Origin of the sequence: Kitasatospora sp. NBC_00315 (assembly GCF_041435095.1) — a bacterium.
Lineage (GTDB): Bacteria > Actinomycetota > Actinomycetes > Streptomycetales > Streptomycetaceae > Kitasatospora.
On sequence record NZ_CP108025.1, the window covers coordinates 4,551,530 to 4,566,437 of the forward strand.

Annotated in this window: 10 protein-coding genes and 1 pseudogene; 4 read left to right on the top strand and 7 right to left on the bottom strand. The window is 72.1% G+C overall.

Going from position 1 to position 14,908, the window contains the following annotated elements:
* The first annotated feature begins 27 nt into the window (after positions 1 to 27).
* Together OG823_RS18675 and OG823_RS18680 are read left to right on the top strand one after the other, a co-directional pair.
* Positions 28 to 1,212, top strand: coding sequence for a MarP family serine protease (locus OG823_RS18675; protein ID WP_371480728.1), 1,185 nt, complete (start codon positions 28 to 30; stop codon positions 1,210 to 1,212).
* Between the two features lie 366 nt (positions 1,213 to 1,578).
* The gene (locus tag OG823_RS18680; RefSeq protein ID WP_371480729.1) at positions 1,579 to 2,280 is read left to right on the top strand and encodes a metal-dependent hydrolase; all 702 of its coding nucleotides are present in this window, start codon (positions 1,579 to 1,581) and stop codon (positions 2,278 to 2,280) included.
* A 49-nt stretch (positions 2,281 to 2,329) separates the two neighbouring features.
* Here OG823_RS18680 and OG823_RS18685 read toward each other — a convergent pair whose 3' ends face one another.
* The 4 genes from OG823_RS18685 to nhaA form a co-directional block, all read right to left on the bottom strand.
* Positions 2,330 to 2,539, bottom strand: coding sequence for a hypothetical protein (locus tag OG823_RS18685; protein WP_371480730.1), 210 nt, complete (start codon positions 2,537 to 2,539; stop codon positions 2,330 to 2,332).
* A 217-nt stretch (positions 2,540 to 2,756) separates the two neighbouring features.
* The gene (locus OG823_RS18690) at positions 2,757 to 3,806 is read right to left on the bottom strand and encodes an alpha/beta fold hydrolase (protein ID WP_371480731.1); all 1,050 of its coding nucleotides are present in this window, start codon (positions 3,804 to 3,806) and stop codon (positions 2,757 to 2,759) included.
* Between the two features lie 381 nt (positions 3,807 to 4,187).
* Entirely contained in the window at positions 4,188 to 4,664 is a 477-nt protein-coding gene (locus OG823_RS18695) for a phage holin family protein (RefSeq protein ID WP_371480732.1), read from the bottom strand.
* A 184-nt stretch (positions 4,665 to 4,848) separates the two neighbouring features.
* Positions 4,849 to 6,180, bottom strand: a complete 1,332-nt coding sequence (gene nhaA / locus OG823_RS18700) for a Na+/H+ antiporter NhaA (protein WP_371484527.1) — start codon at positions 6,178 to 6,180, stop codon at positions 4,849 to 4,851.
* An 875-nt stretch (positions 6,181 to 7,055) separates the two neighbouring features.
* Here nhaA and OG823_RS18705 point away from each other — a divergent pair.
* A pseudogene (locus OG823_RS18705) lies at positions 7,056 to 7,289 on the top strand (serine hydrolase domain-containing protein); the annotation flags it as partial.
* A gap of 215 nt (positions 7,290 to 7,504) precedes the next feature.
* Entirely contained in the window at positions 7,505 to 8,308 is an 804-nt protein-coding gene (locus OG823_RS18710; protein WP_371484528.1) for a serine hydrolase, read from the top strand.
* 81 nt (positions 8,309 to 8,389) lie between these two features.
* Here the strand turns inward: OG823_RS18710 and acs are convergent, their stop codons facing one another.
* The 3 genes from acs to OG823_RS18725 all read right to left on the bottom strand — a co-directional run bounded on the left by acs (position 8,390) and on the right by OG823_RS18725 (position 14,787).
* Positions 8,390 to 10,372, bottom strand: a complete 1,983-nt coding sequence (acs, locus tag OG823_RS18715; protein WP_371480733.1) for an acetate--CoA ligase — start codon at positions 10,370 to 10,372, stop codon at positions 8,390 to 8,392.
* Between the two features lie 585 nt (positions 10,373 to 10,957).
* Complete coding sequence (locus OG823_RS18720; protein ID WP_371480734.1) at positions 10,958 to 13,261, bottom strand: SulP family inorganic anion transporter; 2,304 nt, start codon at positions 13,259 to 13,261, stop codon at positions 10,958 to 10,960.
* Between the two features lie 533 nt (positions 13,262 to 13,794).
* Complete coding sequence (locus OG823_RS18725; RefSeq protein ID WP_371480735.1) at positions 13,795 to 14,787, bottom strand: ATP-binding protein; 993 nt, start codon at positions 14,785 to 14,787, stop codon at positions 13,795 to 13,797.
* Positions 14,788 to 14,908: the final 121 nt, after the last annotated feature.

Genomic DNA, 14,908 nt, shown 5'->3' on the forward strand with positions numbered 1-14,908 from the left:
GGCACGAGGCCGTGGGAGGGTGTCCGGGTGAACGTCCTGGATCTGCTGTTGATCGCCGCCGCCGTCGGCTTCGCCGTGTCCGGATACCGGCAGGGCTTCGTGGTGGGCGTCATGTCGGTCCTCGGGTTCCTCGGCGGCGGTCTGGTCGCCGTCCAGCTGCTCCCCTTCCTGCTCAGCCACATCGGCCCCGGCACCACCGCCTCGGTGGTCGCGGTCGTGGTGGTGATCGTGCTGGCGGCGATCGGGCAGGCGGTCACCACGCACTTCGGATGGAAGCTGCGCGGCCACATCGACCGCCGACCGGCCAAGGTGCTGGACGCGGCGGGCGGCTCGGTGGTCAACGTGATCTCGATGCTGCTGGTGGCCTGGTTGATCGGCTCCGCGCTGGCCGGAACGTCACTGCCGACCGTCTCCAAGCAGGTGCGGACCTCCTCCGTGCTCAGCGGCGTCCAGGACGCGCTGCCCGGTGACGCGCCGAACTGGTTCTCCGACTTCTCCAAGGCGCTCGCCCGCAACGGCTTCCCGCAGGTGTTCAACCCCTTCGAGCACGAGCCGATCACCGAGGTCTCGCCGCCGGACCCGGCACTGGCCGCCAGCCCGGGGGTGGCGAGGGCCCGGCAGTCGCTGGTGAAGGTGGTCGGCACCGCCACCTCCTGCGGCAAGACACTGGAGGGCAGCGGATTCGTCTTCGCCCCGCACCGGGTGATGACCAACGCCCACGTGGTCGGCGGTGTCGACGAGCCGACCGTCCAGATCGGCGGTACCGGGCAGCTGTACGACGCGACCGTGGTCCGTTACGACTGGCAGCGCGACATCGCGATCCTGGACGTCCCGAAGCTCTCGGCGCCCCCGTTGACCTTCGCGGGGGACGCCCGGACCAACGACAGCGCGATCGTCGCGGGCTTCCCCGAGAACGGTGCGTTCAACGTGCAGCCGGCCCGCATCCGGGGCCGGATCCAGGCCAACGGCCCGGACATCTACCACCGCGGCCAGGTCGTCCGCGACGTGTACTCGGTGCGCTCGCTGGTCCGCCAGGGCAACAGCGGCGGGCCGCTGCTCTCGCCGGACGGCCAGGTGTACGGCGTGGTCTTCGCCAAGTCGCTGGACAGCGCGGACACCGGGTACGTGCTCACCGCCGCCGAGGTCCGCGAGGACGCCACCCAGGGCACCACGGCCACGGCCCGGGTGGACACCGAGGGCTGCGCGCTCTGACCGCCGGCCCGCCGGCCTTCTCCGGTTCGCTCACCTTCTTCGGCTGATCGGGCCTGCGCGCCTTCGGCTGGTCCGGCTGGTCGGGCTGATCCGGTGGCGTCGGCGGCGGCGGTGAGGGTGGTGACGGCGTCGGCGGCGGCGGCGTTGGCGGTGAGGGTGGTGTCGGCGTCGGCGGCGGCGGCGTTGGCGTTGGCGGTGAGGGTGGTGTCGGCGCCCGGGGCCGGGGTAGGCCGGTTCCGCAGCCGGAATCGGCGGGTTGTCAGGCGCTCCTGGTACCGTCGGCCCGGCTCACCCGTACGGTCCAACCGGGCGGCGGCGGTGGGGCCCCGACGGGAGGTCAGGCAGCGACATGATGGAGAGCGCGTCATGATGGGTCACTCGCACGCGGTCAGCGGCGCGATGCTGTACGCGGCCTCCGCGCCGTTCCTTCCGCCGCTGCTGTTGCACACGACGCTCCAGCCGGCGGACATCCTGATGGGCACGGTGCTCTGCGCCGGTGCGGCCCTGCTGCCGGACCTCGACCACCACGACGGGACGATCGCCAACTTCCTCGGCCCGATCTCCAAGGTGATCTGCCGCTTCGTCGCCTGGGTGTCCGGCGGTCACCGGCACGCCACCCACTCGCTGCTGTTCGTGGCGCTGATGGGTGCGGGCAGCTGGGCGGGAGTGACCTTCGTCGGGCGCTACTTCACCCTCGGCCTCACCTTCGTGCTGCTCGCCCTGGCGATCCGGGCGCTACGGCTGCACCCGCCCGGCGACGGCCCGACGATGTGGGTCACCATCATCGGTCTTGCCGCGCTCGGCACGGCCGGACTGAACAAGTGGATGCCGAGCGCGCCCGGTTGGCTGCCGTACGCCGTCGCCCTGGGCACGCTGGCCCACCTGTTGGGCGACTGCCTCACCAAGAAGGGCGCGCCGCTGCTCTGGCCGCACAAGGAGCGCTACGAGGTGGTGCTGATCAAGCGCAGCGGCAACAACGTCGAGACCAAGATACTGGTGCCGATCATGTCGGTGGCGACCTTCGCGCTGCTCTGGTTCACGGCGGTGTCGCCGGGCGTTCTCGGCTGACCTGATCCGGCAGTACCGGAACGACGACGAACGCTGCGGCGCGGGGCCTTCAGGCCTCGCGCCGCAGCCGTGCGCCGACCCAGCGGGCGCGGCGGCCGATGATCCGTGGGATACCGAGTTGCCGGGGGCCCGACCGCTGCCGGAGCTCCGGCCCGTCGTAGCCGAGGTCGTCCGTCCGCTCGGAGCGGTGGGCGAGGCTCTGCGAACTGCTGCGGCGTCGGCTGCGCGGCACTGCGCTGCGATCGGGCATCCAGGTCATACCGGATGGATGCCCGTGGGCCGGTTGGAGTAATCGCCCCACGGGGACCGAATTGGCCTATGCAATTGTCATATGAGCCCTATGCGACCGATGTTGAGGTCCCGGCGTCCCTGTCCCGGTGTCCCGGCGTCCCTGTCCCGGCGTCCCGGGGCCCTGGGGTCCCTGTCCCGGTGTCCGGTGCGTGCTCCCGGTCTCCCGGTCCCGGCGCCCCGGGACCTCAGTTCTTGTGCTGCCCGATCCAGTCGATCAGCTCCGCCGAGAACTGCTCCGGTGCCTCCTCGTGCGGGAAGTGCCCGACACCCGGCAGCAGCCGCCACCGGTAGGGGGCCGACACGTACTCGCCCCCCCCGAGCGCGGTGTGCGAGAGCAGCACCGGGTCGGCGGCGCCCTGGATGTGCAGGGTGGGCGCGGTGATCGGCTTCTTCATGCGGCGGGCGAACTGGATGCCGTCCGGGCGGGCCATCGAGCGCATCAGCCAGCGGTACGGCTCGATCGAGCAGTGCGCGGTGCTGGGGATCTGCATGGCCTGTCGGTAGGCGTCGACAGCGGCAGGTTCCAGCCGATTCGGTCCGGTCCAGGCGTCGAGGTACCGGCCGACCTGTGCGGCGTCGTCGGCGACCAGACGGCGTTCCGGTATCCACGGCCGCTGGAAGCTCAGCACGTGCTCGAAGGCCGCCAGCTGCCGGCGGTCGGTGAGCAGCGCTCGCCGGAGGTCCCTCGGGTGCGCCGCGGAGACGGCGGTCAGGCTCTGGATCACCGAGGGCCGCATCACGGCCGCGACCCAGGCCAGCGTGCCGCCCGTGGCATGCCCGACCAGGTGCGCGCGGCGCTCGCCCAGCGAGCGGATCACCCCGGTGATGTCCAGGGCGAGGTTGCCGGGGTCGTACCCGCGGGGGGTGCGGTCGCTGCCGCCGATGCCCCGCAGATCCAGCGCGACGGCCCGGTAGCCGGCCTCCGCGAGCGCGGTCATCTGGTGCCGCCAGGCCCACCAGTACTCCGGCCAGCCGTGCACCAGGAGGACCAGCGGGCCGCTGCCGAGCTCGGCGATGTGGAACCGGGCGCCGTTGGCCGCCAGATCGCGGTGCGTCCACGGCCCGGCCTGCCGGATGCTCCACTCGTCGCCGGCTCCCGGGGCTCCGGGGGCTCCCGGGGCTCCCGGGGCTCCGGGGGTCGACGGGGCGCCCTGGGCGGGCGGCTGCGCCTGCGGCTGGGGCTGATCCTGCGGTCGGGGCTGGGGCTGGGGCACGGGCTTCTGGTCGAGCGGCATAGCGAGAGCGTGTCATATCCGGGCGCCGAACACGTGCCCGGCACTCGTAACCGATACGCCCGATGCCGTAGTGCCGTCCGCCCGGCGGGCCATCGGCGGCCCCCGGCGCCGCGCCGTGGAGGCCGCCGAGGTCACCGGCGCTGCCGTCCGGACGCGGGCGGTGGCCCACCGCGCGGACGCCGTCGGGTTGCCACCGGAGTGGCGTCGGACCGGCGTCGGGTTGCCGCCGGGAGTTCGTCGGGAGTGCCGTCGGGTTGCCACCGGAGTGGCGTCGGACCGGCGTCGGGTTGCCGCCGGGAGTTCGTCGGGAGTGCCGTCGGGTTGCCACCGGAGTGGCGTCGGACCGGAGCCGGAGTGCCGTCGGGCGGCACCCCGGCCGGGTCAGGGGCGGCGGCCCAGAGCCCGGTCGATCTCCTCCTGCGTGGCGGGGCGCGGCCGGGCGTTCTTGAGCACCTCGGCGGTCGCCTGGGCGCCCTCGATGGTGCGCCGGGGCGGCTCGATCTTCTTGAAGGAGCGCCAGGCGAACAGGCCGAGGATGATCGCGAGCAGGACGTACGCGCCCGTGATGATCGCGAACGACCAGCCGAGGGTGATCCCGAGCGCGTGCACGCCGAGCGCCGCCGCGATGCTCCCCACCGGGACGGCGGCCAGTAGCACCACGCCCGCGATCGCGCCGGAGGCGCCGCCGGCGACACCCCGCTTGACGTCCTGTCGGATCTCGGCCTTGGCCAGCGCGATCTCGTCGTGGACCAGGGTGGACAGGTCGGCGGTGGCCGCGGCGAAGAGCTGCCCGACCGACCGCTCACCCTCGTACGGCGCCCGGCCGTTGCTGGACGGGTCTGCGATTCCTGCGGGCATCAGCGGTTCTCCTCTGCGGCTTCTGCGAACTTGCGGTCTCTGTGGACTTGCGGCTTCTTCGGGTGTGCGCGTCTGCGGACTGTCGACAGCTCAGAATCATGCCCCTACCGGTCAGTCGCACACCACTCCGGGGCCGGGCGGAGCCGCGTGTTGCTCCGACCGGCGGGCAGTCGGCACCGGGCGCTCAGGGCGCCGGGTGTCCGGGGGGCCGGCCCGGGGGCTGCCGCGCCGACGGGCCCGGGCGATTCCCTGCACCGCCCCGCCAGGCCGGGTCGTCCTGCTGGTAGACGTCCGGGATCCCGTCGCCGTCGACGTCGGCGTTCTCCTCGCTCACCAGTTGCTGGTAGTGCCGGTTGCGCAGTTTGAGCAGTGAGGTGGCGAGCAGCGCGCAGAGCAGTGAGCCGACCAGCACGGCGGCTTTCGCCCGGTCCGCCAGCGCCGCGTCCTCGGGGAAGGCGAGTTCGCTGATCAGCAGGGAGACGGTGAAGCCGATGCCGGCGAGGACCGAGACGGCGAACAGATCGGCCCAGGTGAGCTGGGGGTTCAGCTCCGCGCGGGTGAACCTGGCGGCCAGCCAGGTGCCGCCGAAGATGCCGGTGGTCTTGCCGATCAGCAGGCCGAGCACGATCCCGATCGGCGCCGCCTGGGTGAACACCTCGGCCAGCGCGGACCCGGAGATCGTCACTCCGGCCGCGAACAGGGCGAAGACGGGGACGGCGAACCCGGCCGAGATCGGGCGGACCAGGTGCTCGATGTGCTCGCCGGGGGACTGCTTCTCGTCGCCGACCTTGTGGCAGCGGAGGATCAGGCCCATCGCGACGCCGGCGACCGTCGCGTGCACGCCGCTCTCGTGCATCAGCGCCCACACGACGAAGGCGAGCGGCACGTACAGGTACCAGCCGTGCACCCCGCGCCGGTGCAGGAACCAGAACAGCAGCAGGCCCGCGAAGGAGAGTCCGAGCGCCCAGAACTTGATGCCCGTGCTGTAGAAGACGGCGATGATCAGGATGGCGATCAGGTCGTCGACCACTGCGAGGGTGAGCAGGAACGCCCTCAGCGCGGAGGGCAGGTGACTGCCCACCACCGCGAGCACGCCGAGGGCGAAAGCGATGTCCGTGGCGGTCGGGATCGCCCAGCCGTTCGGATGCCCGCCGCTGCCCGAGTTGGCCACCGCGTAGATGACCGCGGGCAGGGCCACCCCGCAGACCGCCGCGATCACCGGCAGCACCGCGGCGCTCGGTGTGCGCAGTTCACCGGCCACGAACTCGCGCTTGAGCTCGATGCCGGCCACGAAGAAGAAGATCGCCAGCAGTCCGTCGTTGGCCCAGGCTTCGAGGCTGAGGTGCAGGTGCAGCGGCGAGGACGGCCCGATGGTGTAGTCCAGGACGCTCTCGTACGAGTGCGGCGAGGTGTTGGCCCAGATCAGCGCGGCCACGGCGAAGAGCAGCAGGAGGACGCCACCGACCGTCTCGGTGCGCAGCGCGTCGGTGATGTAGGTGCGCTCGGGGAGTGGCAGTCGACCGAGGAACTGGCGGTTCCGGGGTGCCGGAGTGCGAGGCGCCGGGGCGGGAGCGCCGGGTGCGGGAGCGGCAGGTGTCCGGCCCGGGGGCGTCTGGTCCGGAGGCGTCTGGGCGGGCTGTTTCGGGTCCGGCGGCGTCGGCTCGGTGGGTGGCTGGCTTGCCACGAGGAGGCCTCCTGATGAGGGCGGGAACGGCATGCGGATACACCTGTGGTGCAGTGCCGACCAGACTTCCCGGCGCGCCCTGTGACGCGGTCAGGATTCCGGCGGGGAATCCTGATGCGTCGTTGACAGTCTAGAGGGTTGCGCGAGGAGATATCCGCTTTGCGCATTTTATTGCCATCGGACCGGATGGCCGGAGGGCCTCGCCCGAATGGCGTCGGGCGGGTGCAGACGGGTGAACTCCTCCCTAACGTCGATCGCATACGCACCCCGGCCCCGGGTCAAGGGATGCGCCGTTCTGAGAGGGAGACACCTGATGCCCGGCGAGGAAGCGGACGGCACCTGCGCCGTGCCGCACACCACTGCCGGAGGCGAGGGCGCGCAGAGCGTCCCGCCCCTGTTACCCGATCCGTACCGACCGCGGCCCCTGTCCCTGCTCGAAGGCGCCCTGCTCGAAGGCGCCCTGTTCGAAGGCGCCCTGTCCGGTGGTCCCCTGTCCGGTGGCCGGGGGTCGGAGCAGGCAGTCGGACCACCGGGGGAGGCAGTCGGGTCACTGAAGAGAGCAGTTGGGGTGCCGGAGACGCCGGCCGGGGTACCGGTGGCGGCAGTCGGGGTCCCGGACGATGAACGCGGAACCCATGGACCGTCCGTCCCCCGATCTGGAACCGCTGCTCCGTCCGCTCTTCCACGCAGCCGCCCCGGGAGGCGGCATGGCCGTCGCGGTGATCCGCGGAGACGAGCGCACCGTCTCCTGCCGGGGTTACACGGACCGGGCGGGCGAGCGTGCCGTCCGGGCCGACACCCGGTTCGAGATCGGCTCCGTCACCAAGACGTTCACCGCCCTGCTGCTGGCCGAGATGGCCGCCCGCGGGGACGTCCGCTACGACGACCCGATCGACCGCTACCTGCCGGCCGATGCCGCCCCCGGGTACCCGCACGAGCGGCCGATCACCCTGCTGCACCTCGCCACCCACACCTCGGGGCTGCCACGGCTGCCCGTCGGGTTCACCCCGGCGGCGGTGCCCCGGTGGTTCACCGACCCGTACGCCTCCTTCGGGCTCTCGCACCTGTTGCGCGCGTGCCCCGGACGCCCGTGCGCGGGACCCTGGGGACGCAGGTCCGCTACTAAAATCTCGGCTGCGGACTGCTCGGCCTGCTGCTGGAGAACGCGGCCGGCCAGCGCTACGAAGAACTGCTGGCGGCCAGGGTCTGCGGGCCGCTCGGCCTGGTCGACACGTCCTGTGGGCCGGGTCGGGAGGCGGCCACCGGCTACCGGCGCGGGCGGCGGGTCCCGTCCTTCCGGATGCCGACCCTGCCGGGCGCCGCAGCGCTGCGCTCGACGGCGGACGACATGCTCCGCTACCTGCAGGCGCATCTCGCCCTGGAGGCGGTTCCACTGCCGGACCGGACCGACGCGGCGGCATTGCGTACGGCGCTGGGCGAGGTCCGGCGTCCCCGGGTGGGCCGTCGGCGGACGGGTGCCCGGATCTGCCTTGGCTGGAACCGGCGCCCGCTGTCCGAACGGCCGGGTGACGAGACGCCGGCGTACGGAGCGGCGTTCGCGGAGACGGCGGCGGAGGTGGCAGCGGAGGCGTACGGGGACGCCGACGCGGACGACGACGAGCTGGTCTACCACGCGGGCGCCACCCGTGGCTTCACGGCCTTCGTCGGCTTCAGCCCCCGGGCGCAGGTCGGTCTGGCGGTGCTGGCGGGCGCCCCTCCCCTGCGCGGCCGGGGCCTGCTCCAGGACGCGTACGCCACTCTGCGAACCCTGGTGGCTGAGCGGCGTCCGACAGCTGAGCGAGGCCCTGTTACGGGGCGGAGCCCGGTGGTGGGGCGGAACACGGCCGGGGCACGGAGCCCGGTTGCAGGCATCGGCCGGGTGGACGGCGGTGAATCGGGGGACGGTGGTGGCTCGGCGGAGCGGCGGGGGCCGGTGGCCGAGTGGAAGCCGACCGGGTAGGCGGCTGCTGCCGGAGGACGCGCGCGGGTTCCCCGGGACGGCCACTGCCGTCCCGGGGAACCCGCGGTCATCTACGGGTGATCAGCCTTCGCTGCCGGTGGTGGGGAGCTGGGACTGGATGAGGGACATGACGGTGCTGTCGGCGAGGGTGGTGGTGTCGCCGACCTCGCGGCCTTCGGCGATGTCGCGCAGGAGGCGGCGCATGATTTTGCCGGAGCGGGTCTTGGGGAGTTCGCTGACGACCTTGACCTGCTTGGGCTTGGCGATGGGGCCCAGGGTACGGCCGACGTGTGCGCGCAGTTCTTCGACGAGTTCGGGGCTGTCGGTGGCGGTGCCCCGCAGGATGACGAACGCGACGATGGCCTGGCCGGTGGTGGTGTCGGTGGCGCCGACGACGGCGGACTCGGCGACGGCGGGGTGGCCGACGAGCGCGGACTCGACCTCGGTGGTGGAGATGTTGTGGCCGGAGACGAGCATGACGTCGTCGACGCGGCCGAGGAGCCAGATGTCGCCGTCCTCGTCCTTCTTGGCGCCGTCGCCGGCGAAGTAGCGGCCGGGGAAGCGGGACCAGTACGTCTCGATGTAGCGCTGGTCGTCGCCCCAGATGGTGCGGAGCATGGACGGCCAGGGTTCGGTGAGGACGAGGTAGCCGCCGGAGCCGTTGGGGACTTCGTTGGCGTCGTCGTCGACGACGGTGGCGGTGATGCCGGGCAGGGCGCGTTGGGCGGAGCCGGGTTTGGTGGTGGTGACGCCGGGGAGGGGGCTGATCATCATGGCGCCGGTTTCGGTCTGCCACCAGGTGTCGACGATCGGGGTGTTGCCGGCGCCGATGTGGTCGCGGTACCAGACCCACGCTTCGGGGTTGATCGGCTCCCCGACCGATCCCAGCACCCGCAGGGTGGTGAGGTCGAACTTGGCGGGGATGTCGTCGCCCCACTTCATGAAGGTGCGGATCGCGGTGGGGGCGGTGTAGAGGATGGTGACGCCGTACTTCTGGATGATTTCCCAGAAGCGGCCCTGGTGGGGGGTGTCGGGGGTGCCTTCGTAGATGACCTGGGTGGCGCCGTTGGCGAGGGGGCCGTAGACGATGTAGGAGTGGCCGGTGACCCAGCCGATGTCGGCGGTGCACCAGTAGACGTCGGTGGCCGGTTTGAGGTCGAAGACGGCGTGGTGGGTGTAGGCGGCCTGGGTGAGGTAGCCGCCGGAGGTGTGCAGGATGCCCTTGGGCTTTCCGGTGGTGCCGGAGGTGTAGAGGATGAACAGCGGGTGTTCGGCGTCGTGGGCTTCGGCGGTGTGCTCGGCCGACTGGCGGGCGGTGATCTCGTGCCACCACACGTCGCGGCCTTCGGTGAAGGCGGTGTCCTGGCCGGTGCGGCGGACCACCAGGACGTGTTCGACCTGCGGGCACTTCGTCAGGGCCTCGTCGATGGCGGGTTTGAGGGCGGAGGGTTTGCCGCGTCGGTAGCCGCCGTCGGCGGTGATCACCAGTTTGGCGTCGGCGTCCTGGATGCGGGAGGCGACGGCGTCGGCGGAGAAGCCGCCGAAGACCACGGAGTGGGTGGCGCCGATCCGGGCGCAGGCGAGCATCGCGACGACGGCTTCGGCGATCATCGGCAGGTAGATCGCCACGCGGTCGCCCTTGGTGACGCCGAGTTCCAGCAGTGCGTTGGCGGCGCGGGAGACCTCGTCCTTCAGCTGGGCGTAGGTGATGGAGCGGCTGTCGCCGGGTTCGCCCTCGAAGTGGATCGCCACCCGGTCGCCGTTGCCGGCCTCGACGTGCCGGTCGACGCAGTTGTAAGCGACGTTGAGCTCGCCGTCGGCGAACCACTTCGCGAACGGCGGGTTGGACCAGTCGAGGGTCTCGGTGGGCTCGACGGCCCAGTCGAGACGGCGGGCCTGCTCGGCCCAGAAGGCCAGCCGGTCCTCGGAGGCCTGCGCGTACGCGGCCGCCGTGACGTTGGCCGAAGCCGCGAGCTCCGCGGGCGGGGCGAAGCGCCGCTCCTCCTTGAGCAGGTTGGCCAGGCTCTCGTTGCTCAACGCGCACTCCTCATCGAGTTTCTTCATGGGGCACTCCCGTGCGTAGGGATTGTCCCGTGTGTCCCAGCACACAGCTCACCAGGCGAACAGGGCTGTTGACAAGAGGCACCGAGAAATTGGTGTAGACCTTTCATCTCGGTGACGGTCCGACGACGGGTGTGGCGTGGGCGGTTGCAGAGGCGTGTGGGCCGGTGCGGGCACGAAAGCGTGGGCGTGGGCGGGGAGAGTACATAGGCGGGCGCGGGCGTCCGGCGGCGGGTACAGGGGTGTGCGTGGGCACGGCGGGGCGGGGGTCCGGCCGCGGTGAGCGTGTCCCGGGCGGGCGCGGGGCGGTGCGGGCTGTCGTGGGCGTGGGCGACGGCTGTGCGGGCTGTCGTGGGCGTGGGTGTGGGCGTGGGTGTGGGTGTGGGTGTGGGCGGTGCGGGCGCTGGGTGCCCCTGGGGGCTTCGGGTGACGGCCGGGCTCGGTGACCGGCAGGGCCGGTCGGCTTTGGCGGCCGCCGGGCCTCGGGAGGACGCCGGCGCCGGCAGGGCCACCGTCCGGTCGGAGGCAGTGGCCCTGCCGGGTCGGAGCGCGAGGGGCGGGGCGGCGCTGTGGCCGGGTCGGCCGGTCTCAGGCAGCCGCCTCCGCGGGCGTGGCGTCCCGCTCGGTCACCGGAGCGAACAGGCAGCTCGTCCGGTCGAGCACGTAGGTCTGCGCGGTGGCGAAGTCGAAGTACATGCCTACCAGCCGCAGCGTGCCCTCGTTGACCCGGCGTTCCACGGCCGGGTTCGCCAGCAACTGGTCCAGCTGCTGGACCACGTTGGTGATGCAGAGCTGCTCCGCCGGATCGACCACCGCGCGGTCGGCGAAGCCCGCCGGGGCCCGGTGCAGCCGGTCCAGTGAGCCCCGTCCGTTGCGCAGCCATCGTGCCAGTGCCGTGGGCGGCCCGGGGCGCTCGTGCACACCGTCCAGCAGGGCCTTCATCGCCCCGCAGCCGGAGTGCCCGCAGATCGTGATGGAGCGCACCTCCAGCACCTCGACCGCGTACTGCACCGCCGCGGCCACCGAGTCGTCCGCCGCGCCCGGCTCGAACGGCGCAGGCACCAGGTTGCCGATGTTGCGAACGGTGAAGAGATCCCCCGGGCCACTGTTGGTGATCATGCTGGTGACCAGCCGCGAGTCCGCGCAGGTCAGGAAGAGCTGAGAGGGCGTCTGGCCCTCCCGGGCGAGCCGGGCCAGCTCGGGGCGCACCAGCGGCGCGGTGTGCTGCTGGAACACCCGGATGCCGTCCAGTAGTCGATTGTGCGGATCCTCCTGCTGCTCGATGCAGTGGTGGCCGACCCACGGGGTCCAGGCGCGGCAGCGGTGCGGGCCGGGCGAACTGCCCGAGCGCAGCGCACCGTCCGGATCCAGCACGGTGTCGTCCTGCGGTTCGGTCACCATCACCACCTGGCCGCCCGCCGCCTGGTGGCCGGAGCGCCAGGCGTGCAGGGCCTCGTACGCGGCGTGGTCCAGGAACGATCCGTCGTGGCACACGGTCACCCGGGCAGTGAGGGGGATACCGGCCAGGGCCCGGCTCAGCCGGGGCACCGCGGCGAAGGTCAGCGGGCCGTGAGTCTGTACGGCGAACGACCCGTCCGGGCCAGCCGTGACGTCGACATGGGCCCGGGTGAGCCGGTGCAGAGCGAGCAGGATCGCGATGGTCGCGCCCAGTGCGACGCCGGCGAGCACACCCAGCAGGACGACGCCGAGCACCGTCACCAGGTAGACCGGGAACTCGCGGTGCTGGTGCACCCGGCGGATGTGCGCCAGGCTCACCATCTGGAGGCCGACCACCAGCACCAGCGCGGCGAGCGCGGCCAGCGGGATCCGGCGCAGCCCGCCGGTCAGCGCGACGGCGGCCAGCAGCACCCAGACCCCGTGCAGGACGGACGACCACCGGGTGCGGGCGCCGGCCCGGACGTTGGCGGTGCCGCGGACCGCACCGCCGGCGACCGGCAGGCCGCCGAAGAGGCCGACCGCGATGTTCGCCAGGCCCTGGCCGCGCAGTTCGCGGTCGAGGTCACCGGAACGCTGTGCCATCCGGTCCACCGCGACGGCGGAGAGCAGCGACTCGACGCTGGCCACGGCCGTCACGGTCAGTACGGCGGTCAGGACACCGGCGATCGAACCGTGCGGGAGTTGGGGGAGGCTCTGCGGCTGCCAGGCCGGCAAGTCGACCCGGGCGAGCCGCAGGTTCAACGAGAGTGAGAGTGCGGTAGCGGCGGTGATCGCCACCAGCGGGGCGGGGATGCTCGCCAGCCGCGTGCCCAGCTCACCGGCACGGCCGGGAAGCCTGCCCAGTCGCGGCCAGCCGCAGAGGATGGCGACGGCGAGCGCACCCACGAGCAGTGCGGGCGGGTGCGCGACGCCAACCTGGCCGGGCAGGGCCGCCAGGTTGGCGAGGGCCGAGCTCTGCGGTGAACCGCCGAGCACCACGTGCAGTTGGGCGATGGCGATCGCGAGGCCGACGCCGGCCAGCATGCCGTGCACCACGGCGGGTGAGACGGCCAGGGCAGTCCGGGCCAGCCCCCGGGCGCCCAGGAGGAGTTGGAGCAGCCCGGCCGCGAGAGTGATCGCGCAGGTGGCTTGCCAGCCGTAATGGGAGATGAGCCCGGCGGTGATCACGGGCAGGGCCGCGGACGGTCCGCTGACCTGGAGGGACGTGCCGCCGAGCAGGCCGGCGACGATGCCGCCGACGGCGGCGCTGATCAGGCCGGCCATCAGCGGGGCGCCGGTGGCCAGGGCGATGCCGAGGGAGAACGGCACGGCGATGAGGAAGACCACCAGGGAGGCCGAGAGATCCCGGCCCACCGTCGAGCGGGGCCGGCGGGCCGGCGGGGCGTGATCGGTGGTGTCGGAGGCGATCGGTGCGGCCGAGATGTCGAGGGTCATGTCTTCCCGTCTTTTCCGGAGGAACGAACGCAGTCAGGTCCGGTGATGGTGCTCGGGGGAGTCGGATCGGCTGTCGTGGGTCGCGACGGTGTGGCGGGATGGCGTGGGCCGGCGGGCTGCGACGGCATCGGCACAGCGGGGACAGGCGGGCCCATGGACCATCAGGGTCGGATCATCAAGACTCGGTAAACCGAGAGTAATGAAACCTTTGCACAGCGTAGAACAAGAGAACAGGTCCGGAGGTCGCATTCACCCCTATGGGTGGTATTCGAACCACCGGGGAACTTCGAACCACCGGGGAACAGAGTAGGGAGCAGCGTCCGGGTGGTGTCGGGAGCTCGGTCCCGGGGCCGCCGGCGGGCGGAGGGTTCGGCGGTGGGCGGCGACACGGCAGGGGGCTGTCCGGGAGGTCGGCAGGCCGGCGGCCGAGCCGTCGGGCGGGCGTGCCGGAGCGGACCGTCGCCCTGTCGGGAGAGGGACGGTCCGCCGACGGAAGGGGAGCGCAGGCCCCGGGTGGTGGCCGGGGCGGCGGCTCAGGCGTGGGCGCCGGCGGTGGCGCTCTGCTCGCCGCCGAGGACGAATCCCTCGTCCACCTGGCTCGCGAGGTCGATCCCGATCTTGGCGTTGCCCCAGCTCTCGGCGTTGCGCAGATGGAAGTGGACGGCCTGACGGGTGTACCGCCGGGGGTCGCGACGCCCGTGCGCGGCGTCGGCCTCCTGCTCCAGCAACTCCAGTACCGCGCGGTTGGCCGGCTCCAGCAGTCGCAGCGGGGGCTCGGAGCCCTGCTCCAGTCGGCGCACCCACTCGGAGTGCCCGAAGGCCGCCAGCAGGTCGTCCCCGGCCTCGCGCCGCAGGAAGGCGAGGTCGTCGGGACCCTGCACCTTGTTGCCGATCACCCGCAGGTCGACGCCGAAGTCCCGGGCGTACTCCTTGTACTGTCGGTAGACCGAGACGCCCTTACGGGTCGGCTCGGCGACCAGGAAGGTCAGGTCGAAGCGGGTGAACAGGCCCGAGGCGAACGAATCGGAGCCCGCCGTCATGTCGGTGACCACGTACTCGTGCCGCCCGTCGACCAGGTGGTTGAGCAGCAGTTCCACCGCGCCGACCTTGGAGTGGTAGCAGGCGACCCCGAGATCCTCCTCGGCGAAGGCGCCGGTGGCCAGCAGTCGCACCGAGCCCTCGTCGAGCGCCACCGGCCGGGCGCAGGCCGCGTACACCGGGTTCTCCTCGACGATCCTCAGCAGGCGCGAACCCCGGCCGGGCGGCGTGGTCTTGATCATCTCCTCGGCGGACCGGATCAGCGGGTTCTCGCCCCGTAGGTACTCCTTGATCTGCGGCAGGTGGGCGCCGAGTGAGGGCAGCAGGGCACTTTGACCATCGGTCAGCCCCAGTGCCGGCCCGAGATGTTGGTTGATGTCGGCGTCGACGGCGATGACCGGACGCCCGGTGGCGGCCAGGTGGCGGATGAACAGTGAGGACAGCGTGGTCTTGCCGCTGCCGCCCTTGCCGACGAAGGCGATCTTCATCTGGGACTCCGGCTCTCGCTCGTGCTCGTCCGATCCCCGGTCCGGGAAATCGTCTGTTGGAAGTCATCTGTTGGAAATCGTTATCGTCACCGATAGCGGTCATGCTAGCCGGGGTTTGCCG

Excerpts from the sequence above, each read along its gene's own strand:
- OG823_RS18680 (WP_371480729.1), top strand. The coding sequence starts at position 1,579 with ATGATGGGTCACTCGCACGCGGTCAGCGGCGCGATGCTGTACGCGGCC.
- OG823_RS18685 (WP_371480730.1), bottom strand. The coding sequence starts at position 2,539 with ATGACCTGGATGCCCGATCGCAGCGCAGTGCCGCGCAGCCGACGCCGC.
- OG823_RS18690 (WP_371480731.1), bottom strand. The coding sequence starts at position 3,806 with ATGCCGCTCGACCAGAAGCCCGTGCCCCAGCCCCAGCCCCGACCGCAG.
- OG823_RS18695 (WP_371480732.1), bottom strand. The coding sequence starts at position 4,664 with ATGCCCGCAGGAATCGCAGACCCGTCCAGCAACGGCCGGGCGCCGTAC.
- acs (WP_371480733.1), bottom strand. The coding sequence starts at position 10,372 with ATGAAGAAACTCGATGAGGAGTGCGCGTTGAGCAACGAGAGCCTGGCC.
- OG823_RS18720 (WP_371480734.1), bottom strand. The coding sequence starts at position 13,261 with ATGACCCTCGACATCTCGGCCGCACCGATCGCCTCCGACACCACCGAT.
- OG823_RS18725 (WP_371480735.1), bottom strand. The coding sequence starts at position 14,787 with ATGAAGATCGCCTTCGTCGGCAAGGGCGGCAGCGGCAAGACCACGCTG.